Annotated in this window: 10 protein-coding genes and 1 pseudogene; 9 read left to right on the top strand and 2 right to left on the bottom strand. The window is 69.7% G+C overall.

What is annotated here, in order from left to right; translation table 11 throughout:
* Positions 1-111: 111 nt before the first annotated feature.
* Entirely contained in the window at positions 112-585 is a 474-nt protein-coding gene (locus tag ACWD3C_RS39790) for a MarR family winged helix-turn-helix transcriptional regulator (protein ID WP_451152092.1), read from the bottom strand.
* A gap of 75 nt (positions 586-660) precedes the next feature.
* Between ACWD3C_RS39790 and ACWD3C_RS39785 the strand changes: the two genes are divergently transcribed.
* From ACWD3C_RS39785 to ACWD3C_RS39755, 7 genes are all read left to right on the top strand, one after another.
* Positions 661-1,035, top strand: a complete 375-nt coding sequence (locus ACWD3C_RS39785) for a cupin domain-containing protein (RefSeq protein ID WP_451152090.1) — start codon at positions 661-663, stop codon at positions 1,033-1,035.
* Between the two features lie 145 nt (positions 1,036-1,180).
* Positions 1,181-2,755 carry an MFS transporter gene (locus ACWD3C_RS39780; RefSeq protein ID WP_451152088.1) on the top strand — a complete coding sequence of 525 codons (1,575 nt, stop codon included), beginning with the start codon at positions 1,181-1,183 and terminating at the stop codon, positions 2,753-2,755.
* Positions 2,756-3,143: 388 nt separating this feature from the next.
* Complete coding sequence (locus tag ACWD3C_RS39775; RefSeq protein ID WP_451152086.1) at positions 3,144-8,534, top strand: acyltransferase domain-containing protein; 5,391 nt, start codon at positions 3,144-3,146, stop codon at positions 8,532-8,534.
* Positions 8,534-11,905, top strand: coding sequence for a type I polyketide synthase (locus tag ACWD3C_RS39770; RefSeq protein WP_451152084.1), 3,372 nt, complete (start codon positions 8,534-8,536; stop codon positions 11,903-11,905). The genes ACWD3C_RS39775 and ACWD3C_RS39770 overlap by 1 nt, the downstream gene beginning before the upstream one ends.
* On the top strand, positions 11,902-20,049 hold the full coding sequence (locus ACWD3C_RS39765) for a hybrid non-ribosomal peptide synthetase/type I polyketide synthase (protein WP_451152082.1): 8,148 nt from the start codon (positions 11,902-11,904) through the stop codon (positions 20,047-20,049). Before ACWD3C_RS39770 ends, ACWD3C_RS39765 begins: the two co-directional genes overlap by 4 nt.
* A complete protein-coding gene (locus tag ACWD3C_RS39760) occupies positions 20,046-21,176 on the top strand; it encodes an LLM class flavin-dependent oxidoreductase (protein WP_451152080.1) in 1,131 nt (376 codons plus the stop codon). Before ACWD3C_RS39765 ends, ACWD3C_RS39760 begins: the two co-directional genes overlap by 4 nt.
* A gap of 19 nt (positions 21,177-21,195) precedes the next feature.
* A complete protein-coding gene (locus ACWD3C_RS39755; protein ID WP_451152078.1) occupies positions 21,196-21,708 on the top strand; it encodes a flavin reductase family protein in 513 nt (170 codons plus the stop codon).
* 888 nt (positions 21,709-22,596) lie between these two features.
* Here ACWD3C_RS39755 and ACWD3C_RS39750 read toward each other — a convergent pair.
* A pseudogene (locus ACWD3C_RS39750) lies at positions 22,597-22,713 on the bottom strand (telomere-protecting terminal protein Tpg); the annotation flags it as partial.
* A 502-nt stretch (positions 22,714-23,215) separates the two neighbouring features.
* Here ACWD3C_RS39750 and ACWD3C_RS39745 point away from each other — a divergent pair.
* Together ACWD3C_RS39745 and ACWD3C_RS39740 are read left to right on the top strand one after the other, a co-directional pair.
* A complete protein-coding gene (locus ACWD3C_RS39745) occupies positions 23,216-23,506 on the top strand; it encodes an XRE family transcriptional regulator (protein ID WP_451152076.1) in 291 nt (96 codons plus the stop codon).
* The gene (locus ACWD3C_RS39740; RefSeq protein ID WP_451152074.1) at positions 23,503-24,927 is read left to right on the top strand and encodes a helix-turn-helix domain-containing protein; all 1,425 of its coding nucleotides are present in this window, start codon (positions 23,503-23,505) and stop codon (positions 24,925-24,927) included. Before ACWD3C_RS39745 ends, ACWD3C_RS39740 begins: the two co-directional genes overlap by 4 nt.
* Positions 24,928-24,966: the final 39 nt, after the last annotated feature.

Here is a 24,966-nt window from a genome sequence, read left to right as displayed (position 1 = left end):
GTCCTGCATGTCCGGCTCCACGCCGCCCGGTTCGGCCATTGGGCGGCGCCTCGACGGTCAGCGAGGCACCTGGGCCCTTCGCGACCGGGAGCGTGCACCGCGCGCTCGCCATCACCAGACGGGACGCAATGGGGGAATCGAGTCGCCTGTCAAGGTGCGGATGATGGCCGCGAGCTCAGCTCGTGGAACCTGCAGACCCACCTCATGGAGTTGCTTGGTCAGCTGTGCTTCCAGCTCGTGCAGGATCCTTCCGGCTACGGCCAGGTGCTCCAGCGCCTTCGCCGTCAGTACGACGAGCTTGCGCCGACCACCGGCGGGGTGCGGCTGACGCTCGACGTATCCCCGCTTCTCCAGGTCGTCGATGATCTGGCCAGCGGCTTGCTTGGTGACCCCGAGTTGCTCGGCGAGTTCGCTGCTCGTAGCGCCGGCGCCGTGGAGCACCTGGAAGACCAGGCCGTGCACGGGGCGGAGTTCGGCGTAGCCGACGGCGTCCAGGCGGCTCACGAACGCGGAGAGGACCAGTTGGAAGGCCATCCCGAGCAGGAAGGTGAGCTCGGTGCGCTCGAGTGGGTCGTGGGTCTCCATCGGTTCATCTTGACACACGCCTATAAAGTAGCTTTACTTGGTCAGCAAGTAAAGAAGCTTTACACAGGAGGATCCATGTACGTGGTCAGCGAGAGCGAGCAGCGGACGACCACCACGCCCGCCGGCTCGATGTTCGGCCTGGCAGGTCCCAGCCAGGGCAGTGCCGAGGTCAGCACCTGGCGTGTGGAGCTCGGCGCGGATGCGTCCACCCCGGTGCACATCATCGACCGCGAGCAGGTGTGGATGCCCCTGTCAGGCGAGTTCGAGGTCGAGGTGGACGGCAAGACCGAACAGGTCAAGGCCGGCCAGGCGCTCATCCTTTCCGCGGGTGCGGTGCGGCAGCTCAAGGCCGTCGGCGGCCCCGCCGAGGCGCTGGTCGCCATGGTCGTCGGGGGCAAGGCCATGATGCCGGGCAGTGACAACAAGATCCCCCTTCCCTGGGCGGAGTGACATTCCTGCCCTGAACAGCCCGACCAGGCCAACCCCCGATGGATCTGGTCGGGCTGTTCGCCGCTCCGGGCCTTGTCCCGCTGCCCCGGCGTGAGCGCGCAGCCGGAGACGTCAGACATCAACCGCAACTCCACCGAGGACAGTTATGAACCCCGAAGTCAGCAGCGGGCGCCGCCGGGCGATCCTGGCTCTGCTCGCCATCACCGTACTGATCGTGGTCATGGACCTCACGATCATCAACGTGGCGCTCAATCCGATTCAGCAGAGCCTTGATGCGACCAACGCCGAGCTCCAGTGGTCCCTCGACTCCTACTTGATCACCTTCGCGGCCTTCCTGTTCACCGGCGGTGTGTGCGCAGACCGTTTCGGGCGGAAGAAGACCCTCATCGTCGGACTGGCGGTGTTCGGCATCAGCTCGGTGCTGGGCGCGTACGCCGGCAGCATCACGGAACTCATCGTGTGGCGCAGCGTCATGGGGGTGGGAGCCGCTGTCGTGCCGACCGTCACACTGGCGATCATCATGAACGTCTTCCCGCCCATGGAGCGCCCGAAGGCCATCGCGGCCTGGGCGTCGGCTGCCGGAGTGGCCTTCGCCGTGGGGCCGGTGCTCGGCGGTGTCCTGCTCGAACAGTTCTGGTGGGGGTCGATCTTCCTCATCAACGCCCCGTTGATCGTCGTAGGCCTTGCCCTCATGGTGTGGCTCGTCCCCGAGTCCAAGAACCCCGCTCCTGCCAAGTTCGACCCCGCCGGTGTGCTGCTCTCCGTGGTCGCGGTCGGTCTGTTGGTTTACGGCATTGTGACGGGCGGCGAGGACAACGAGTGGCTGAGCGCGGACACGCTCGGCGCCATCGTCGGCGGCGTGGTGCTGGTTGCGCTGCTCGTCGTGGTCGAGGCGCGGATGGCGGCGCCGTCCCTGGACGTCAGCCTGCTGCGTAACTCCCGGTTCTCGGCCGGTTCGGGCGCCATTGCGCTCTGCTTCTTCGCCCTCATCGGAGCCATCTTCATCACGCAGTTCTACTATCAGGCTGTGCTCGGCTTCTCCCCGATGGAGGCCGGCCTGTTGATGCTCCCCATGGGTGTGGGCTCCATGGTGATGTCGGCTCGCTGCCCCAAGCTCGTGATGCGGTTCGGTCCGCGTGCGGTGGTGGCCGCGGGGTCGGTCGTCATGGCGCTCTCCTTCCTGATCACGAGCCAACTGACCGCGGACACGCCGACCTGGCTGCTGGTCGTGGCGCAGCTGATCTTCGGTCTGGGCTGGGGTTGCATTATGGCGCCGGCCACCGCCTCGCTGATGTCCGTGGTGCCCCCGGTCAAGGCGGGCGCCGGGCAGGCGGTGTCGCAGACGATGCGTCAGGTCGCCGGAGCCTTGGGCGTCGCGGTCATCGGCAGCATCCTCGGTGTGGTGTACCGCTCGGGGATGGAGGACTCGGTGAACGTGCTTCCGGAAGCCCTGCGCGAGGAGGCGGCCGGGTCGATCGGCGGCACGCTGCGGGCGATCGACGCCGCGAAGCTTGGAGATCAGGCTCCCGCACTGATCGACAAAGCCGTCGACACCTATCTGTCGGGCATGCAGGTCACCATGCTCGTGGCCGCCGGCGTCGCCCTGCTATCCGCAGCCGTGGCCATGCGCTGGCTGCCGAAGACCGCCCCGAAACCGCCCATGCCGCCAGCGCCTAAGCCCGCTGCGGAGGCTGCCGACACTCCGGGGGCGCGAGCCTGACGACGATAGGCCCGCAGCACGACACGAGGGCGCCCGCCGGGACGTACACCGGCGGGCGCCCTCGTGTCTCGCCCACCGGTGAAATCGGCACACGGATTTCACGATTCCGTATCACCGCGCGTAGCGCTCTCGCTTTATGGGGTGGTTGTGGTGTGGGGCGAATCGTGTCGATTCCGGCGGAACTGAATACTCCGGATTAGTTAACATGACGAAGAGTAAAGGTGCTTGACTTGCCCTGTTGCTGATACGTAGGGTCTTCATCGTCGGGCGGCCCGATCTGGTAACCGTGGGCAATGGTCCGGGTTCAGTCCGAGGATTGAAGATTCTTCACTGTCTATTTCCTAATGTGGGTGCTGGGCATCCGGCGTCGTTAGGACGGGGGTAAGCGGTGTCATTACGTGATGCCGATGGAGCAGCGATCGGTGTTGACCTGGAGACACCCGAGGGTGTCTCCGCATGGCTTCGTGCCGAGGTTGCCGCACTGGTGGGCCGGGCCATCGACGAAGTCCGCGACGACGAGCTCTTCTCCAGTGCGGGGATGGACTCGATGCGTGCCACGAGCCTCATGGCAGCGCTCTCCCGAGCAACGGGAAAGCAGTGGTCACCTGCACTCCTGTGGGCTCATCCGACCATTGAGGCACTGGCCGACAGGGTGGCCGCCGGAGAAGCGGCGACCCTGCAATCCGAGGCTGCGAGGCGGCTGCCGACCCGGACCGATCGCCGTACGGAGGAGCCCGTCGCAGTCGTCGGTATGGCGTGCCGATTCCCCGGTGCGAATAGTCTTGAAGCGTTCTGGCGGCTACTGGAAGCCGGTGAGGACGCGGTCAGGGATGTTCCCGAGGGGAGGTGGGGGTTCAATTCGCCGGGTGCTGGTGATCCAGTTCTCCGGGATGGCATGACGACCACCGAAGCCGGATTTCTGGACGGGCGGTTGGACGAATTCGATCCGCTTTTCTTCGGGATTTCCCCAAGGGAAGCCCAAGAAATGGATCCGCAACAGCGGCTTTTCCTCGAAGTCGCCTGGGAAGCACTCGAGGACGCGTCGATCACGGAGAGCAGTCTCACCGGCAGCGACACCGGAGTGTTCGCCGGGGCGATCTGGCACGACTACGCCGACCTCGCCTGCGGCGATCCGGGAAGTCTGTCTTCGCACTCCGCCACAGGGCGTGCCCTGAACATGGTCGCCAACCGGCTGTCGTACGTTCTCGGGCTCCGCGGCCCCAGCGTCGTACTCGACTCCGCCTGCTCGTCCTCCCTGCTGGCTCTGCACCTCGCCTGCCAGAGCATCTGGAGCGGCGAGTCGTCGATGGCTATCGCGGGCGGGGTCAACTTGCTGCTGAGCCCCGAGACCATGGTGTCCCTCAGCAAGTTCGGCGGACTGTCCCCGGACGGCCGGTGCAAGGCGTTCGACGCTCGGGCCGACGGCTTCGGTCGTGGTGAGGGCTGTGGAGTCGTCGTCCTCAAGCCGCTGTCCCGGGCCCTGGCGGACGGGGACGACATCTGGTGCACGATTCGCGGCACCGCCGCCAACAACGACGGCTTGAGCAACGGGCTCACCGCCCCCAACCCTGCAGCGCAGGAAGACGTGCTGCGAGCTGCCTATCGCCGCGCTGGGGTAGATCCGGAACAGGTGCACTACGTTGAGACGCATGGCACCGGCACCGCGCTAGGCGACCCGATCGAGGCCATGGCCCTCGGAGCGGTGCTCGGGAGGGGCCGACCGGAGGACCGGCCGCTTCGCATCGGTTCCGTGAAGACCAACGTGGGTCACCTCGAAGCCGCAGCGGGAATCGCAGGCTTCATCAAGGCCGCCCTGGCGCTCAGGCACCGACGTGTGCCGCGGAACCTGCACTTCGAGTCCCCGAACCCGCACATTCCCTTCGACGAACTGCGGCTCAAGGTGCCGACGGAGGCCGAGTCATGGCCTGCCGAAGGCGGGATGTACGCCGGGGTGAGCGCCTTCGGCTGGGGCGGCACCAACGTCCACGTGGTGGTCGAGGGCCATCAGGAGCCGGCCCCGGCCACTCTGCCCGAAGTCGCCGCACGTGGCATTCCAGGGCGTCCCCGGATTGCGTTCGTCTGCTCGCCGTATGGGCAGCAGTGGATCGGCATGGCGCGGAACCTCTTCCGTACCGAGCCGGTCTTCCGGTCGGTCCTCGATGAGTGCGACCGGGAACTCGCGCGGTACACGGGGTGGTCGCTCGTGGAAGAGCTGTTCCTGGACGAGGAGCGGGCCCGCACGGGTGACGTCGGGGTTATGCAGCCCGTTGTCTTCGCGATCCAGGTGGGCATTGCCGCATGGCTGGAGGCCGCGGGCGTACGGCCCGGCGCCGTGGTCGGCCACAGCCTCGGCGAGATCGCCGCGTGCGTCATCGCCGGTGTGCTCGACCTGCCCGATGCCGTACGGCTCGTTCACCACTACAGCGACCAGCAGCGCCGCGTGGCCGGCCCGGACAGCGGCATGGCCGTGGTCGAGCTCTCGGCGACCGAACTGGAGGAGCGCCTGGCCGGGCTGAACTCCTCGGTGTGCATCGCGACTCGCAACGGCCCGCGCACCACGGCACTGGCGGGCAACCGCACGGAGCTGGAGGCACTCGTCGCCCGGCTGAAGACGGAGGGGGTGCTGTGCGCCATGATCCGCGTTGACCTGCCGGCTCACAGCCCCGCGATCGACCCCATCATGGCGGACCTGGAGCAGGCTCTCGCAGGTTTGACGGCGAGGCCCGGCCGCATCCCCGTCATCTCCTCGGTGACAGGACGTCCCCTGGACTGGCGGGACGTCGGCCCGACCTACTTCGTGCGGAACCTGCGGGAACAGGTCCGGCTCGCCGACGCTACGGCACATCTGCTGAGCGAGAAGTTCGACGTCCTGGTGGAGATCAGTGCCAACCCGGTGCTCGCCCCTGCTCTGCAGCAGAGCGTCGACGACTTCGGCCGTACCGCCACCGTCATGACCACGATGCGCCGCGACGAGGACGACCGCACGGGACTGGCCGAGACCCTGGAAGCGCTCGCGCGACTCGGAACGAAGGTACGGCTGCCGGGCGTGTGGGACGAGTCGGTCAGCGAGTTGTTCACCCTGTCCGCCAAGTCCCCCGAGGCCTTGCGCGAGCTCGCCGGCAGTGTGGCCGACACCCTCGGCGCTCCCGGTCCGGAGGCGAGCGACAGGACCGGTGGCCTGCCGGCCCTGGCACAGGCGGCCCTGCGCAGGGCCCACCACCCCTACCGGCTCGCGCTCCCGGCGCGGAGCGAGGCAGAGCTCACCGAGGCACTGTCGGCCTACGCACGCGGCGAGAACCCGGCTGGGCTGTACGCCTCCGACCGCGCGGCGGAAGACAGACCCAAGGTCGCTTTCGTCTTCCCCGGCCAGGGCTCCCAGTGGATCGGCATGGGCAGGGAACTCATGCGCCAAGAGCCGGTGTTCCACGCCGCCATCCGCGCGTGCGACGTGGCGGCCCGCGCCTTCGTGGACTGGTCGATCGAAGCCGAACTGGCGTCCGCCGACACGGAACTGACGGTCGACCGGATCGACGTTGTCCAGCCCGTGCTGTTCGCCGTCGAGGTCGCACTGGCCGCCCTGTGGCGTTCCTGGGGTGTGGAGCCGGACGCGGTGGTCGGTCACAGCATGGGGGAGGTCGCGGCCGCCCACGTCGCCGGAGTGCTGAGTATCGAGGATGCGGCGCGGATCATCTGCCTGCGCAGCCGCCTGCTGCGCCGTACCAGCGGGCAGGGCGCGATGCTCGCCGTCGAGCTCACTATGGAGGAGGCGCGGGAGATCCTCGTCGGCCGGGAGAGCGCAGTCTCCGTCGCCGTCAACAACAGCCCACGCTCCACGGTGCTCTCCGGTGACCGGGAGGTCCTGACCGAGATCGCCGGGCAACTTGAGGGCAGAGAGGTGTTCTGCCGCTGGGTCAAGGTAGACGTCGCCTCGCACAGCCCACAGATGGACCCGCTGCGACCGGATCTCCTGGCGGCTCTGGAGGGGCTGGCCCCCAGCCCGGGGACCGTACCGGTCTATTCGACCGTCACCGGTGCCGTCACGGACGGCATGCGGATGACCGAGAGCTATTGGGTCGACAACCTGCGCGAACCCGTGCTCTTCGGTGACCAGGTCGCCCGTCTCGTACAGGAAGGGGTGCACGCCTTCGTCGAGATGAGCCCGCACCCCATTCTGCTCCCCGCAGTGGAGCAGGTCGCCGCGGAGATCGGCGGCGGGGCAACGGTGCTCCCCTCGCTGCGCCGGAACGAGAATGAGCGGGACACGCTGCTCGCGTCTCTCGGACGGCTGCATGTGCTGGGTGCCGCGACGCGCGTCGACCGGGCGCTGACTCCCGCTCGGCGCCGGCGGAAGCTGCCGCACTACCCCTGGCAGAGAGAGCGCTTCTGGCACGAGGCATCCGGACAGGTGCCCCGCGCGGCCGCCGAACTCGGGCCGCGCCGGGGACTGCTCGGCGAGCGGATCGACTCTGCCGTTCAACCGGGCACCCACTACTGGCAGATGGACTTCGGCACCGAGACAGCGGCCATGGGAGACCACCGGATCGGTGGGGCCGCGGTGGTACCTGGGGCGGGGTTCGTGGAGATGGCCCTCGCGGCGGCCCGCCAGGTGTTGGAGGGCGACGGGCACGCGCTGTCTGACGTGCTCTTCCAGCAGCCGATGATCCTTCCCGAGAGCGGACTCGCGCGAGTTCAGGTGGTGTTGGAGGGCTCGCGGGAACGGGAAGCCCGAATACGTTTCTTCGTCCCCGAGGAGAACGGTCCCGTCTGCGTGGCCCAGGCCTCGCTGTCGGCGGCCGACCTCGACCAGGGCCCGGAACCGGCCGACATCAGCCGCCTGGTCGAGCGGATGAACGATGCGCTCGACGGACCCGACTACTACCGGGCGCTGGCCGCCTGCGGTCTCGAGTACGGCCCCGCCTTCCGGGGCATCAGCCACATCGCGCGCACCGACGCCGAAGCGCTGGCGAGGGTCCGCGTCGATGCCCCGGCACAGCTCCACGGCGCTGGGTACGTCGTGCCCCCCGCGCTCCTCGACTCCGCGCTGCAGTCGGCCGTGGCACCACTCCTCGGGAGCGAGTGGCGGGCGGCGGGCGGATTCCTGAGCGAAGGCATGAGCCAGGTGACGGTCCACGGGACGGTCCAGGGCGAGGTGTGGGCGCACGCCGCCTCTCGCGCAGGCGGCAGTGGTCAGCGTGAGGTCGACGTCCTGGTGTACGGCCTGGACGGAACACTGCTCGTCGAGGTCCTCGGGCTGCGGATCGTGCGGCTGAAGTCCGTGCCGGTCCTGGCCGCGCCACGACCCGGGGCACCGGCAGCGGACGGACAGGGTCCGCTCGCCTCCCCGGCCGGCGGCCTGCGCGCCACCGTCGCAGCACTGCCCAGAGGCCCCGAGCGCCGCACAGCACTGGAATCGGCGGTGCGGGAGAACGTCGCCCAAGTCGTGAAACTCCCCGCACGTAGGGTCGACCTGGACCGTCCGCTGAAGTCCCTCGGGATCGACTCCCTCATGTCCCTGGAGCTGCGCAACCGGCTCGAGGGGGCATTCGAAATCCGGCTGTCGGCCACGCTGATCTGGAACTACCCGACGATTCACGACATCGTCCCGTTCCTGGCCGAAAAGCTGGGACTGGAGCTCGACGACGACGCCGCAACCGTCCAGTCGCCTGTGGCCGCACCGACCGGAGCGGGCGGCGGTGGGGCGCCGTCATCGGCCGAGAGCCCCGAAGAACTCCTCGAACGTGAACTCGCCGAGCTCAACGAGCGTATGGAGACCATCTGATGAGCGGCACATCAGGGACGGTTCCGAACTCAGGGACGGTTCCGAACGCGGCCACAGCCGCCCCGGACACCACGGTCGCCAAAGCCCTCGCGGCCGTCCGGCAGCTGCGCGGCAAGATCGACATGCTGGAGCGGGCGAAGCGGGAAGCCATCGCCATCGTCGGCATGGGATGCCGGTTCCCGGGTGGCGTGACGTCGCCGGACGCCTTCTGGAAGGTGGTCTCGGAAGGCGTCGACACCATCGGGGAGATCCCGCAGGACCGCTGGGACCTTCGCCGGACGAGCAGCAGGCCGGCCGACGGCGGCGCCCCTCCGGCGTACGGCGGTTTCATCGACGGCGTCGACCGCTTCGACCCGTACTTGTTCGGCATATCGCCGCGCGAGGCGGCCCGTATGGATCCGCAGCAGCGGCACTTTCTCGAAGTGGCCTGGGAAGCGCTGGAGGACGCCGGGCTGACCCGGGAGAAGATCCGGGCCAGCCAGACCGGTGTCTTCGTGGGCGCCAACGCCTCGGACTACCTTCAGCTCCAGTTGGAGGACGCCGACGCGATCGACACCTACACCGTGGTCGGCGGAACGAACTGCATCATCTCCAACCGCCTCTCGTACCTGCTCGACCTGCGCGGGCCCAGCCTGACGGTCGACACCGCCTGTTCCTCCTCCCTCGTGGCCGTGCACCTCGCCTGCCAGAGCCTGCGCAACCAGGACTGTGACGCGGCGGTGGTCGGCGGCATGAACCTGATCCTGTCGCCCAACCTGGCCATGGCGCACGCCAAGGGGCTGCCGCTCGCACCCGACGGCCGGTGCAAGACCTTCGACGCGCAGGCCAACGGCTACGCCCGTGGCGAGGGCATCGGGGCCCTCGTACTGAAGCGGCTTTCCGACGCCGAGGCCGACGGCGATAGGATCTGGGCCGTCATCCACGGATCCGCCGTCAACCAGGACGGTCTGACCAACGGGCTGACCGCACCCAACGGACTGTCGCAGCGCGCCGTGATCACGCAGGCACTGCGCAACGCCCGCATCGAGCCCTCCCAGGTGACGCTGCTGGAGGCGCACGGCACAGGGACGGTGCTCGGCGACCCGATCGAGGTGGAAGCCCTCAGCGCGGTCTACGGCGATCCCGGCGCCGGAGCGGTCCCGTGCGCGCTCGGCTCGGTGAAGACGAACATCGGCCACCTGGAAGCCGGTGCCGGCATGGCCGGGATGATCCGGACGGTACTGAGCATCCACCACCGTGCCGTCGCGCCGCACCTGCACCTCTCCACCGTCAACCCGCACATCGAACTCGACGGGACCCGGCTGTCCATACCGACCTCCCTGCGCCCCTGGGACGTTCCCGACGAGCAGCGCCACGCGGCGGTCAGTTCCTTCGGGGCGGGCGGCACCAACGCGCACGTGATCCTCGGCCCTGCCCCGGCGGCCGCCGAAGGCGGGGACGGCCGGCCCTCAGCGGTCGACGGCCCTTGGCTGTTGCCGGTGTCCGCGGCCGCCGACAACGCGCTGGCGCCCATGGCGCGGGCCTACCGCGACCACCTGCTCTCGGACGGGGGACAGTCCCACCGGTTCGCGGACATCGTCCACACGGCGACGGTGCGCCGGACCCGCCACGAGCACCGGCTCGCCGTCGTGGCCGGCTCGCACATCGAGGCGGCGGACCGGCTGACGCGGTGGCTGGACGGAGAGGAGCCCGCCGGAGTAGTCACGGGCCGTGCCACGAGCTCTGTGGCCGACAAAGTCGTCTTCGTCCTCCCCGGGCAGGGGTCCCAGCGGGCCGGGATGGGCCGGGAGCTGCTGGAAGCCTGCCCGGTGTTCCGGGCCGCGGTGACCGAGTGCGACGACGCCATGCGCCCGTGGCTCGGCGGCCGTTCGATCATCGACGATGTCATGCGGATCGACGATGCGGCGAAGCTCGACCGCATCGATCTGATCCAGCCCGCACTGTTCGCCCTCGCCGTCGGACTCGCCGCACGATGTCGCTCCTTCGGCCTCGAACCGGACGCCGTGGTCGGACACAGCATGGGCGAGGTGGCGGCGGCGCACATCGCCGGAGCGCTCACCCTGGAAGACGCCGCCCGCATCATCTGCCGACGCAGCGCCCTGCTGCGCCGCATCAGCTGCCAGGGAGCGATGCTGGTCGTGGCCCTGCCGCTGGACGAGGCGGACCGGCTCATCGAGGACTGCCGGGACAAGGTGTCCGTGGCCGTCAGCAACAGCCCGACCTCCACCGTGCTGTCGGGTGATCCGCAGACCCTGGTCGACCTGGCGGAGAACCTGCGCGAGCGCAATGTCTTCTGCCGCCCGGTGAAGGTCGACGTCGCCTCGCACAGCCCCCAGGTGGATCCGCTGCGAAGCGAACTCCTCGCCGATCTCGCCGACTTGTCACCCCGCCCCTCCCGCATTCCCATCCTGTCGACGGTGACGGGGGAGTGGTCCGACGGTTCGGACTTCGACGCCGACTACTGGATGCGCAACCTCCGGGAGCCCGTGCTGTTCTGGGACGCCGTCCAGACGCTCATCGCCCGGGACAACGGCGTGTTCATCGAGATGAGCCCGCACCCCGTCCTGATGTCCGCGGTGGAGCAGTGCTTCGAGTTCAGCGAACGGGAGGGACTCGCTCTGCCGGCCATGCGGCGGGACGAGCCCGAGACGCACGGCATGCTGGAAATCCTCGGCGCACTGCACACGCACGGCATCCCGGTGTCGCTGGACCAGCCGGCGCCGACCGGAGCGCGCCCGGTCCCGCTCCCCGGATACACCTGGCAGCACGAACGGTTCTGGTTCCGCGACCCCGGCGAGCGACGCATCGCCGTCGTCACCGAACGGGCCGCCCTCCGGCCGCAGGAACCCGCACGGCCGCAGTCCGCGCCGGCGCAGAGCGGCTCGGCGGCGGAGCTGCTCGACCGCCTGGCCCCGGCGGTCGGCACCGAACGGCGGAACCTGGTCGTGGAGTTCGTGCGGAACGCCGTGGCCGACATCCTCGAGATGGCCCCGGAGCGCATCGATCCCGACGCCGGCTTCTTCCAGATGGGCATGGACTCGATGCTCGCCGCCCGGGTCCGGGTACGGCTCGAAGCCGGGTTCGGGCGCAAGCTGCCGGCACCCGTCATGTTCGAGCACCCCTCGGTCGGGGCGCTCTCCGTCCATCTGCTGGGACTCGCCGAGCGGCTGCTGGGCGAACCGGCTGTCGCGCCCGACCCCGATCCGGTGCCACCGCTGCCGAACGCGGCCCGGGATGCCGGAGCCCCCACGGCCACGCGAACCGTCCTGCCCGCACCGGGCTCCATGGACGATCTCCCGGAAGAGGAACTCCTCGCTCTGCTGGCCGAAGAAGTCCGCGCCTCGACCCGTACCGCAGGAGGTTCCCGATGACAGACCACGGTCTCGAACGGCAGTCCGTCCTCGCGCAGAGCGTGCGGGAGATCCGCAGGCTGCGTGCCGAACTCGACGAGGTGGAGCAGGCCAGGACGGAGCCCATCGCCATTGTCGGCATGGGCTGCCGTATGCCGGGGGGCGCGGACAGCCCCGAGGCGTTCTGGGAGTTCCTGGAGGGCGGCGGAGACGGCATCGGCGAGATCCCCGCCTCCCGCTGGGACGCCGGGAGGTTCTACGACCCCGCTCCTGACGCACCGGGGAAGATGTCCACCCGACGCGGAGGGTTCCTGGACCAGGTCGACCGGTTCGACCCGGCGTTCTTCGGCATATCCCCCCGCGAGGCCGCCGCTCTCGATCCCCAGCAGCGCCTGCTGCTGGAGGTCAGCTGGGAGGCCCTCGAACACGCGGGCCAGGCGCCGGCCGGGCTCATGGGCTCGGACACCGGCGTCTACTTCGGGATCACCACCTACGACTACATGCAGGCGCAGATGCAGCAGGTCGACTCGGTGGACCTGGAGGCCTACAGCCTTACCGGCAATGCGTCCACCTTCGCGGCCGGTCGGCTGTCGTACTGGCTCGGCCTCAGCGGCCCCAGCCTGTCCGTCGACACCGCCTGTTCCTCCTCCCTGGTCGGGGCGCACCTGGCCTGCCAGAGCCTGCGATCCGGCGAGACGGACCTGGCCCTGGCAGGTGGGGTCAACGTGTTGCTGGCACCCGAGTGGTTCGTCGTGGCGTCCAAGGCGCACATGCTCGCGGCGGATGGCCGGTGTAAGACGTTCGACGCGAGCGCCGACGGCTACGTGCGCAGCGAGGGCTGCGGAGTCGTCGTGCTGAAGCGGCTCTCGGATGCCCGTGCCCAGGGTGACCGGATCCTCGCCGTCATCCGCGGTTCCGCCGTCAACCAGGACGGGCGCAGCAGTGGTGTCACCGTGCCGAACTCATCCGCCCAGCAAGCGGTGATCCGCCAGGCCATGCGGGCCGCGTCCGTAGAACCGGCGCAGATCGGCTACGTGGAGGCGCACGGCACCGGGACTCCGCTCGGTGACCCGCTGGAACTGCGTGCCCTGGACGCCGTGCTCGGCGACCGGGGCGAGGCGGGCCCGCTGCTGGTCGGGTCCGTCAAGACCAACGTCGGTCACCTGGAACCGGCCGCCGGAGTAGCCGGGCTCATCAAGGTCGTGCAGTCCCTGCGGCACGAGCGAATACCACCGCACCTGCATCTGTCCGAGGTCAACCCGGAGATCGGCATCGAGGACCTCTCCGTCGAGATCCCCACTGGCGGTGTGCCGTGGCCCCGCGGAGAGAACCCCCGTATCGCCGGGGTGAGTTCGTTCGGCGCAAGCGGCACGAACGCCCACTTGATCATCGAGGAGGCGCCCGCGGACGACGTCCCGGTGGCGGCAGCGGTCGTCCCGGAGCGCACCGCGCAGCTCCTCACGCTCTCCGCGAAGAGCCCGGCCGCGCTCACCGCCCTCGCCGGTCGGTACAGCGACCGGCTTGCTGCCGCGACGGACGCCGAACTGGGCGACCTCTGCTTCACCGCCGCCACGGGCCGGTCCCACTTCCCACACCGGCTGGCGGTGACCGCCGCCTCCGCCGAGGAGATGGGGCAGCGGCTCGCCGCGTCCGCCGCGGGCGAGCAGCCCGCAGGCATCCGCCGCGGGCACGTCCAGGCGGGGTCCCGGCCCCAGGTCGTCTTCCTCTTCACCGGGCAGGGCGCGCAGTACGCGGGCATGGCCCGCACCCTCTACACGACGGAACCCGTCTTCCGACGGGTCGTCGACCACTGCGCCGAGGTGCTGCGCCCGCTGACGGACCGCCCTCTGCTGTCCGTACTCGATCCCGCGCCCGAGGATGCCGACCTCATCCACGACACGTGCTGGACGCAGCCGGCGCTGTTCACCGTCGAGTACGCCCTCGCCGAGCTGTGGCGTTCCTGGGGCGTTGAGCCTTCGGCCGTCCTGGGCCACAGCATCGGCGAACTGGTGGCGGCCTGTGTTGCCGGCGTCCTGGAACTCGACGACGCCCTGCGGCTCGCCACGCGCCGCGGACAGCTCATGCACGAGCTCGCCGGCGAAGGCGCCATGGCCGCGGTGTTCGCCTCGGAGGAGCAGGTGGCCACGGCGCTGGAGCCCTTCGCGGCCGAACTGTCGATCGCGGCGGTCAACGGACCCGAGAGCATCGTCGTCTCGGGCACCGCGGCCGCAGTGGACGCCCTGCTGTCCACCCTGGCCGGCCAGGGAGTGCGCGCGAAGCGGATGACCGTGACCCGCGCCTTCCACTCACCCTTGATGGAGGCGGCGCTCGACGCCTTCGAACGGGAGGCGGCCGGGATGACGTTCCGGGCGCCCCGGATCCCGGTCATCTCCAACGTCACCGGACAGCCCCTGACGGGGGAGCAGGCCTTCACGGCCTGCTATCTCCGCGAGCACGCACGCCAGGCCGTGCGGTTCCACGAGGGCATGACCACCCTGTACCGGCAGGGCTACCGAATCTTCCTGGAGATGGGGCCCGCCCCCACGCTGACCGGCATGGCCAAGCGCTTCCTGACGGCCGAGGCGGCCGGCGCGGCGGACCCGGAGCAGGACGACCGCCGGCCGGTGTTCCTGCCGTCCCTGCGCCCCCGCCACGACGACTGGCGGGTCGCGCTGGACAGCCTGGGTGCCCTGTACACGCTGGGTGCCGTCGTCGACTGGGAGCAGTACGACGCCGGGCGCGGCCGACGCCGTACCGAGCTGCCCACGTACGCCTTCCAGCGTGGCCGCCACTGGTTCCGGCCGAGTACCCGTCCCCAGCCCGCGGCCGGGACGGCGCGGGTGCCCGCGGACGGGTTGTCACCGACGCTGCTCGGCGAGCGCGTCCCATCCCCGCTGCCTGCCGTGCAGTTCCACTCCCGGCTCGGCGCCGAGGCACACCCGTGCCTGGGCGACTGTGTGATGGACGGACTCCCGGTGGTCAACATCGGTGTCTACCTGGAGGCGGCGTTCGAGGCGGGCCGGGAGCTGTACGGCACGGGTCCGTTGCTGGTCGAGGACTGTCTGGTCCTGCAGAGCATGATTCTGGAACCCGGCGAGCAGACCGACGTGCAACTCGTGGTCGACCAGGACGCCGCCGGCGGACAGCGCGTCTCCTACCGCTACTTCGCCGCCGGCGCCCAGGACGACGACGCAGCGCGGTGGGTCCTGCACGCGCAGGGCAGGATGGGGCCGGCGTCGGACGTGGCGCCGGCCGACGAGGACTTGGACGCCGTACGCGGCCGGCTCACGACCGAGATCTCCGGCGACGACTTCTACCGCCGCATGTGGCGGCGCAAGCTCTATCTCGGCCCCTCGGCACAGTGGGTCGAACACATCCACAGCGGTGCGGGCGAGGCATTCGCCCGCATGCGGCCGCCGCGGCCCGGGGAGGCCGACGCCTACCGGCTGCATCCCGGTCTGACGGACGCACTGTTCCAGACGCTGTTCGCCTGCCTGCCCCCGGAGAGCCCGGCGGACGCCACCTACATGCTGGTGGGTATCGACCGCTTCCTGCTGCACGGCTCCGTCGGCACCGGCCCGACGTACTGCTGGGCGAGGCTGCTGCCGTCCTCCGACCCTTCCGCGATGCTGCTCGCCGAAGTCCGGCTGTACGACGACCGGGGACGGCTGCTGGCCGAGGCGGACGGCGTCTGCCTCAGGCGGGCGGAGCGCGACCGGCTGCTGCGGGCCCAGCCGCAGGAACCACGCCCCCTGGAAAGGAACACGGCACAACCCGCCTCCGTGGCGTCCGCCGCCGTGCCCGCGTCGCCGCGGGACCCCGGAGCGGTCCGGGAACTCCTGGCACGCACGGTGGCCAGGGCTCTCGGCGGCAGCGAAACCGATCTGGACGTGCATGAGCCGCTGCAGAACCTCGGCCTGGACTCGCTCATGGCCCTGGAGGTCAAGGAGGCCCTCTCCGCCGGACTGGGCGTCTCCCTGCCCCTCGTGATCTTCCTCGACGGCCGCAGTGTGCACACGCTCGGCACCGAGATCCTCGGCCTGTTCGGTGAGATCAAGGAGGCCGAAGGCTTCGACACGGCTGGTACGCCGGCCCCGGAGAGTGTCAGGCTCCCGGTGCTCGTCCCGGACGACAGCTCGCGGTATGAGCCGTTCCCACTGACAGACCTTCAGCAGGCTTACCTCGTAGGACGGTCGAGCGCCTTCGAGCTCGGCAACGTCTCGACCTACTTCTTCATCGAGGTCGACGTGGAAGACGTCGATCTGGTCCGACTCACCGAGGCATTCCGGACGATGGTCGCGCGTCACGACATGCTGCGCGCGGTCATGACGGAGGACGGCCACCAGCGGGTGCTCGCCGACGTGCCGCCGTACGAGATACGCACCACCGACCTGCGCCCGTACGGCGAGGAGGAGCGCAACCGGCTGCTGCGGGAGATCCACGAGGACGTCAGGGACCAGGTCTTCGACACCACGTGCTGGCCGCTCTTCGACATCCGGGCCACTGTGGTCGACGAGCGGCGTACCCGCCTGCACATCGGCCTCGACGCCCTGATCATCGACGCGTGGAGCACGTCTCTCCTCTTCCGTGAATGGGCGACTGCGTACCGCGACGGGTCTGCCGTACTGCCCGAAGTCCCCCTCACCTACCGGGACTACGTAGTGACCGCGCGGTCCATCGAGGGCACCGCCCTGCACACCGCCTCGCTCGAGTACTGGCGCGGTCGCGTCGAGTCGCTCCCGCCTGCTCCCGAACTGCCGCTGGCCAAGGACCCCGCCTCCCTCGACCGACCGGTGTTCACCCACCGCTCGGACCGGATCGCGTCGGAGGACTGGGCCCGGTTCAAGAAGTACGCGGCAGCGGTCGGCGTCACGCCCTCGGCGGCCCTGTGCACCGCGTACGCCCAGGTCCTGGCGGCCTGGAGCAAGTCGAGCCGGTTCACCCTCAATGTTCTGTTCTTCAACCGGCTGCCCCTGCACCCGGACGTCGGCAACGTGGTAGGCAACTTCAGCGCCACCACCTTGCTCGAGATCGACAGCGCGGCTCTGGACGGCTTCGCGTTGCGCGCCGACCGCGTGCAGAAGCAGCTGTGGAACGACCTGGAGCACAACCATGTGAGCGGGGTCGAGGTGCTGCGCGAACTGCACCGGGTTCGCGGTGGCGCCGGCCGGGCCGCCATGCCCGTGGTCTTCGCGAGCACGGTGAACTTTGCCGCCAAGGAGGACTCCGCGGCCGCCACGGGCCTCGCCCAGCATCTGACCTCGCTCGGGCAAGGAGGCCGCGAGGTCTCCAGCTCCATCCGCACGCCCCAGGTGTGGCTGGACCACCAGGTCGTCGAGGACGCCGGCGCACTGATCGTGAACTGGGACGTCATCGAGGAGATCTTCCCCGAAGGCATGGTCGACGCGATGTTCGCGGCCTACGTGGACGTCCTGCACGGCCTGTGCCACGACGAACAGGCCTGGCAGCGCCCCGCCCCGGTCCTGGTACCGGACACCGACCTGGCCCTGCGCCGGGGCGTCAACGCCACCTCCGCGCCGCTGCCCGCCGGGCTGCTGCACGAGCCGTTCACCGAGCGGGCCGCCGCCCACCCGGAACGCACCGCCGTGATCGCGGCGGACCGCACACTGACCTACGGGGAGCTCGACGCGCACACCGATCGGCTGGGCAATTGGCTGCGCGGACAGGGAGCGGGACCGGGCTCGTTCGTCGGCATCGTGATGGAGAAGGGCTGGGAACAGGTCGCCTCGACCATCGGCGTGCTGAAGTCCGGAGCGGCCTACGTACCGATCGACGCGGCTGTCCCTCAGGAGCGCCTGAGACTGCTGCTGGAGAAGGCCGGCATCACGCTCGTCCTGACCCAGAGCCGGGTGGCGGAGCGGGCAGCGTGGCCGGACGAAACCGTGCGATTGAGCGTCGATGGGCCCGAGGTCGAGGCACTGGACGCAAGGCCCTGCGAGCCGTCGGCCGCGCGTCCGGACGATCTGGCATACGTCATCTTCACCTCAGGATCCACTGGGACGCCGAAGGGCGTGATGATCGAGCACACCGGTGCCCTGAACACAGTGCTCGACATCAACGAGCGCTTCGGCGTCACTGAGGAGGACAGGGTGCTCGCCCTGTCCGCGCTCAACTTCGACCTCTCGGTCTATGACGTCTTCGGCATCCTGGCCGCCGGCGGTGCGATCGTGCTGCCAGAGCCCGAGGCCCACCGGGAGCCCGCGCGTTGGGCGCAACTCGTCACCGATCACGGGGTCACGCTGTGGAACAGCGTCCCCTCACTGATGGAGATGTTCACCGAGCACGCCCTCAATGAGGGGTACAGCGGGACGCTCGCGCTGCGCACGGTGTTGATGAGCGGGGACTGGATTCCCGTCACCCTTCCCGACCGCATCCGCGCCCTGGTGCCGGACGCGGCCGTGTGGAGCCTGGGCGGTGCGACCGAGGCCTCGATCTGGTCGATCCTCCACCCCATCGGCGAGGTCGACCCGACCTGGGCGAGCATCCCGTACGGCACACCAATGTGCAGCCAGCAGTTCCATGTGCTCAACGACGCCATGCAACCGTGCCCCGTGTGGGTGCCCGGCCACCTTCACATCGCCGGGGCCGGCCTCGCGCGCGGCTACCTGGGCGACGAGGCCAAGACCCGCGCCGCGTTCCTGCGGCACCCCTCCACCGGCGAGCGGCTCTACCGGACCGGTGACCTCGGCCGCTATCTGCCGGACGGGACCATCGAGTTCCTGGGCCGTGAGGACTTCCAGGTGAAGGTCCAGGGCTACCGGATCGAGCTCGGCGAGATCGAGGCCGCGCTGTTGCAGTGCGCCGGGGTGCGTGCCGCGGTGGTATCCGCAGTGGGGGAGCGGCAGGGGGCCAAGCAACTCGTCGCGTACGCCGTGCTGGACGAGGGACACGACCCGCTCGACGCGCCGGGGAGGCTGCGGGAGGCGCTGGGCAAGACGCTGCCCGTGTACATGGTGCCGCAGCACATCCTCGTTCTGGACGGGCTGCCGCTCACTGCCAACGGCAAGGTCGACCGGACGGCACTGCCCGTACCAGGCGCGCATACGGACGACGACGGTGCCGCGGTCGCACCACGGGACGACGTCGAGTCGGAACTCGCGGCGATCTGGGGCGAGTTCTTCCCCGACGCTCCCATCGGGGTGCACGCCGACTTCTTCGCGCTCGGCGGTAACTCGTTGCTTGCCGTACGCCTCATGGCGCGCATACACAGTCGTCTGGGCTGTTCGATGCCCCTGTCCACCCTGTTCGCCCGCCCGACGATCGCGCTGCTCGCGGAAGCCGTCCGGGACGCGGGGGCAGGTCTGCGGCGCACGGCCCTCGTTCCGATCCGGACCGAGGGGAGCAGGCCCCCGCTGTTCTTCGTGCACCCTGTGGGCGGCGATGTCCTCTGTTACGCCGAACTCGCCGCGCTCCTCGGAGAAGAGCAGCCGTTCTACGCCCTCCAGGTGCCCGACGGCCCGGAGTTGACCACCGTCGCCGACCTGGCCGCCCACTATGCCGAGGCCATCACGGCGGTCGACCCCGACGGTCCCTACCGGTTGGGCGGCTGGTCCATGGGAGGCGTTGTGGCCCTGGAGATCGCCCAGCAACTCGCCCGGGCAGGGCGGACAGTGGAACATCTGGCCGTCATCGACCTGATGGAACCGCCGGGACCGACAGATGACGAGCACGTCGACGACGCCGTACTGCTGTCCTGGTTCGCCCGCGATCTCGGCGGTCTCAATGACACGCCCTGGGAGCCCGGAGCAGACTTCTTCCGCGGGGCCGGCGGACACACCCAGGCGCTGGGCGTGCTGCACGCCGAGGCGCGCCGGCTGTCAGTGCTGTCGGCCGACATCGACGTCGAGACCCTGGGCGCCATCTTCGAGCGGTTCGCACGCAATTTCCGGGCCCTGCTCCGCTACCAGCCGGGGACCTACGAGGGCCCGGTCCGCTTCTTCCGCGCCCAGGACGGCGCCACCGAGGCGGTGGTTGCCGTCTGGCAGGAGCTGTTCCCGGACGACTCACACGTCGTGGATCTGCCCGGCGACCACTACACCGTCATGCAGCAGCCGCAACTGCGCCGTCTGGTGGACGAGCTGAACACCTGGCTCGACGACTCCCTCATGCACTCACGACACGACGACGAAGGAAGCCAGCGATGACCCTCCGCTTCGGCGCGTTCATCCCGCCGTTCCACTCGCTCGACGAGGACCCCACGACCGCCTTCTGGCGGGACCTGGACCTGATCGAGTGGCTGGACGTGCTCGGCATCGACGAGGCCTGGGTGGGCGAGCACCACTCCGGCGGCTGGTCCACCGTCAGTTCGCCGGAGCTGTTTCTGGCCGCCGCGGCCGAGCGGACCCGCCGGATCAAACTGGGTACGGGTGTCGTCAGCCTGCCGTACCACCACCCGCTCACCACCGCCAACCGCATCGTGCAGCTCGACCACCAGAGCGGCGGGCGGGCCATGTTCGGGATGGGCGCCGGGGTGTCGCCTGCGGATGCCCACATGATGGGCATCGCGGCCGGCGACCAGCGGCGCATGATGGCCGAGTCCCTCGACGCCCTGGTGCAGCTGCTGACCGGCGACGAACCGGTCACCGTCAAGACGGACTGGTTCGAGCTGCGAGAAGCCCGCCTGCACCTGAAGCCCTACACCAAGCCGTGCTTCGACATGGCCGTGGCCAGTGCCGGATCCGAGCGGGGCATGCGCTTGGCGGGCCGGTACGGCCTGACCTCCCTCACCTTCGCCGGGCGGCCCGGGATGGAGGAACCGCCGTTGGCCCGGCTGTGGGCGGCCGCGGAGGACGAAGCGGCCAAGTACGGCAAGACCGTCGACCGGTCGAAGTGGCGGGTCGCCATCTGTGTACATGTCGCGGAAACCCGGGAAGAGGCCCTGAGCCAGGTCCAGGACGGGATGGCCCGGTGGTTCCGGGAGTACGTCCGGGACACCGTCGGAGCCCAGGCGAAGCTGCCGGAGGGGCGCGAGGCCGAGGTGGCGGTGGAGACACGCACGGCCATCATCGGCTCGGTCGACGACGCGATCGAAGCGATCCAGCGCATGCTCGACGAGAGCGGCGGGTTCGGCACCCTGCTGGTCAACACCCAGGACTGGGCCACGCGCGAACAGACCAAGCGCAGCTACGAACTGCTCGCCCGCTATGTGGCCCCGCACTTCACGGGCGCTCTGGAGAGTCGGCGCGCGTCGCAGCAGTGGGTCTCGGAGCGCCGGAACGACTTCGCGGCCCAGGCGCGCGAGGCCGCCCAGCAGTCCTCGTCCAGCCGATAGCTCTCAGCGGGAGGTGCGCATGGTGAGCACACAGGTCGAAGGGAGCCCGCCTGCCCTGGACGGTGAGGAGTTCCGCGAGGCCATGTCGTTGCTCGCCGCGCCGTTGACCATTGTCACGGCGCGGGACACGGAGGGGCGTCCCTGGGGATTCACTGCCAGCTCAGTGACCTCGGTTTCGCTGGAGCCACCGCTTGTTCTCGTAGGGATGTCGCATACGTCCAGCTGCTTCCCGGCCTTGTCCGAAGCCGCTGAATTCTCCATCAACATCCTCGGGAGCGACCACAGGGATCTGGCCCGGACCTTCGCCACCAGTGGCGTGGACCGGTTCTCCGGTGTGCGCCTCGCGGACTGGCCCGACTCGACGGTGCCGTACCTCGCTGATGTGACGGTCGCGTTTAGGTGCACCGCGAACAGTCGGATACCGGTCGGTGACCACACACTGCTGATCGGTGAACTCACGGGAATGCGCGGGCGCGGGGCGACCGCATCACCGTTGGTGTGGTATCGGCGAGATTTCCGGATGTCGATCTGATCGATCGGCGGACGCTGTCTCTGAGACTTCCGGTTCAGTGCGTACCTGCACGTGGATCTGGAAGGCGCCGCCCACGTCGGACGCGAACCGCTGACGAAAGGGCTGGCCGCCGATCATCATTCGGCGGCCACGGCGCCATTGTTCTCCGGCCGGGCTCACTCCTACCTGAGGGTGCTCGGCCGGGGCAGGACAGCGTCATGCTTCCTGTCCCAGACCTCTGCCGCGGACATCTGCGGTTCCAGCCACGCCGTTGAGGATCTCGGCAAGAGTGTTCACTTCCCTGGGCTGCCCCGACCCCGACGCGCTTGGAGCAGGACGCCGCTGGTGTTGAGACGGAAGCGGGCCACAGGCACGCTCTCCCCGGCAGCAGACGCGAGTGACTGCGGGCCCCGCGTACGCGTGGCGGAGCAGAAGTTAACCGGGCAGCAGCCGGCCAGCGACCTGGATCCCAGCAAAGATCCGCTATCTCGTCTGCTCGGCGCCCGCAGCGTCCCGCCGGGCCGTCAGGCGGTTGTGCCCTGGCCTGCAGCCCGGGGACGGCAACAGTCTCGCTGCGGCGCATGCGAACGGGGCGTTGGCGTGACGGCATGCGGGTCGAGTCGTAGCGGGCCGCGACCCGGTTGATCAGCGACGCGGTCAGCTCCCCGGCCAGCGGCATGGTCCGCAACGCCCCTGCTGCCCGCTCTCCCCGATGCCGTTCCCTGCTCAGTGCCCTTACCGGGCGCGCCTGACGGTCAAGAGTCACGCGCGGCGCCAGGGCCCCATCATCGTCCGGCGCCCGCCTGCACAGCCAGGGCACAGGGCCGTACCACGGCGGGTGCTGACGAGCGCTGCGGCTGCCGGGCGTGACCGCCTCACCCTCACCACCGACCACCTGCGCCGGCCTGGCTACAGCTCGAATTCGAGGTCGAGGACGTCGGTGAGCTTCACTTCGAGGCCGTGGGCGCGGCGGCCGTTGTCGCGGAAGTAGACCTCGCCCAGGGCCTCGGCCGCGACCTGACGCAGCTAGTCCTCGTCGACGCACCTGCCGTCCCTGCCCGCGCAGCTGCGCCGCCAGATGCACACCATCGAGCTCACCCGGGACAACCCGCTGGTGCCCTGACCCGCACCACGCGATCACGGTGGGGACGGACTTCGCTCTCGGACACGTGGCCGCGGCGATGGCGTCCCTCCGGGTGGTGCAGCCGATCAACGGACCGGAACTCGCAGGTCACGCCGGGGACTTCGACCGGGCGGGGCACTTTCCGGCGCGTGACCGGGGCACTTCGCGTGCCGCACTGGCGCGGAGATCATCGCGGTCCGGGTATCGGAGGGCAAAGTGCCTGATCGCTTGCACCACCTCGCGGGACGCGACCGCCGCGGCGGTGTGCCCGGGTGCGGAGACCCGATGCACCGCGGCGCCCGCCAGCCGTAACCCGCCCTCCGGGACCGCGGGCCACCACAAGAAAGCTATGCAAATCACTCATAAATAATGCATTAATAGCATGACTCTGGTAGAGTAGAGGTCATGGGAATGCCCTTGCCGGAACGGGTGCGGCTGGTGGTGGCGGCACTGATGCATGCCTCGGGCGAGTCGCAGGCTAGACTGGCTGAGGCGCTGGGGGTGACACAGGCGCAGGTGAGCCGCCGTCAGTCTGGGGCCGCCGCCTGGAGTTTGGCCGACTGCGAGGCGCTGGCCGTGCACTACGGCATGGATGTCCTGGACTTCCTGGCGGGCCCGACCCGGGCGTGCGAGGCACTGCCCGACGCGCGCCGCGCCGGACGGCGGCGGCCGCCCGTGAAGGGAGAGGCGCGGTGAAACCGCAGTTCGAGGCGATCGACGCCCTGCTCGCCGCGGCCCGCAAAGAGGCCGAACTGCCCCCGGTCGAGCAGCGCCGCGCCCTGCGTGAAGCACTGGACCTCTCCCGCGCGCAGGTGGCCCGGGCGCTGGGAGTGAGTCCCTCCACGGTCGGCGGCTGGGAAGCGGGCCGCGACCCGGCCGGTGAGGTCCGTGAGCGCTACGCCTACTTCCTCAAAGGCGTTCAGGCCAAGCTCGCCGACCCTGATGCCGCCCGGCAGGCCGAAACCGCTGCTCACACCGACCTCCCTCAAGCCGGGCCCGCCACGTCGGGCGGCGGTGCTGCGACGGCTGCGGAGCGGCCGGGTACGGCTGATCAGCCGTACCCGGTGCCGGAAGCCGACGATGTCGAGGCCCTGGCCGTGCCCGAGCCGTGTGTCCTGTGCGGGCAGCTTGCCCGCGACCAGGTCGCCGGTTTCCCCCAGCACCTCGACCCCGCCCAGTGCGCCACCCCAGAGCCCCCACCCGCCCGGCGGCCGCAGAGCCGCACGACGAAACCCGTACAGGCCGCGCCCACCGGCCGGCGTGTGCGGGCTGCGTCCACCACCGACCCGTCGTCCGACGCGATCGCGGTGGCTGTGGCCGAGGCGCTCGAGGCGCATGAGGGTGATGTGGAGGCGGCGACCGCGGCCCTGGTCAAGCGGGCGATCCCGGATGCGATGGCCCTGCTGGACGACTGCCGCAAGGGCGGCCGTTACGCCATCGTTGCCCACCCCTGGATCCCGGACATCCTGCGCAAGCAGTCCGCGCGCGGTGCCGACCAGATCTGGGAGGCCCGCCCCAGGTGGACCCGCCCCGAACTGCCCGCAGGCTGGCACGAGGTGACGGCCCTGGACATCAACGGCGCCTACCTTTCCGCCCTCAAGACACACCTGCCGCTCGGCCAGCTTGAGCACTCCACCGGCGGCGGGCATGACCGGCGCCGGGCCGGGGTCCACCTGATCACTCCGCCGGCATGGGAGCATGGTGCGTATCTGCCCAACCCGATCGGCGACCGTGACGAGCCCGGCCCCTTGTGGGTGACCGAGCCGACCCTGCGCCTGCTGCTGCGGCTCTCGGGTCCGAAGTACGCCCTGTGTGAACCTCCCGAGATCCACGAGTCGTTCACCTCGGGCGCGACGGAGAGCCTGCTGGAGAAGTTCCGGATCGCGCTCAAGGATGCTCGCGACACCGCGATCGCCGGCGGGGACGAGGCGATGCTGGAGTATGTGAAGGCGATGTACTCGAAGTTCGTCTCCACGATGGGGGAGTCGAACTACAACCGGGAGCTGTACCGTCCGGACTGGATGCACCTGATCCGCTCGCAGGCCTTCGCCAACCTCTGGGCCAAAGCCCAAGGCCGTGAAGTTACGGCTTCGGAGGCGCTGACAAGTACGCGCTGATCTGCGGTGACTCGGGACGTAAGAAGCGGAGCCCCGGTA

The organism is Streptomyces sp. NPDC002845, assembly GCF_053591955.1.
This window is presented reverse-complemented; position numbering and strand designations above follow the sequence as displayed.

What these genes read in the sequence shown, in the direction of transcription:
- ACWD3C_RS39790 (WP_451152092.1), bottom strand. Translation starts at nt 585, where the DNA reads ATGGAGACCCACGACCCACTCGAGCGCACCGAGCTCACCTTCCTGCTC.
- ACWD3C_RS39785 (WP_451152090.1), top strand. Translation starts at nt 661, where the DNA reads ATGTACGTGGTCAGCGAGAGCGAGCAGCGGACGACCACCACGCCCGCC.
- ACWD3C_RS39780 (WP_451152088.1), top strand. Translation starts at nt 1,181, where the DNA reads ATGAACCCCGAAGTCAGCAGCGGGCGCCGCCGGGCGATCCTGGCTCTG.
- ACWD3C_RS39770 (WP_451152084.1), top strand. Translation starts at nt 8,534, where the DNA reads ATGAGCGGCACATCAGGGACGGTTCCGAACTCAGGGACGGTTCCGAAC.
- ACWD3C_RS39765 (WP_451152082.1), top strand. Translation starts at nt 11,902, where the DNA reads ATGACAGACCACGGTCTCGAACGGCAGTCCGTCCTCGCGCAGAGCGTG.
- ACWD3C_RS39760 (WP_451152080.1), top strand. Translation starts at nt 20,046, where the DNA reads ATGACCCTCCGCTTCGGCGCGTTCATCCCGCCGTTCCACTCGCTCGAC.
- ACWD3C_RS39755 (WP_451152078.1), top strand. Translation starts at nt 21,196, where the DNA reads ATGGTGAGCACACAGGTCGAAGGGAGCCCGCCTGCCCTGGACGGTGAG.
- ACWD3C_RS39745 (WP_451152076.1), top strand. Translation starts at nt 23,216, where the DNA reads ATGGGAATGCCCTTGCCGGAACGGGTGCGGCTGGTGGTGGCGGCACTG.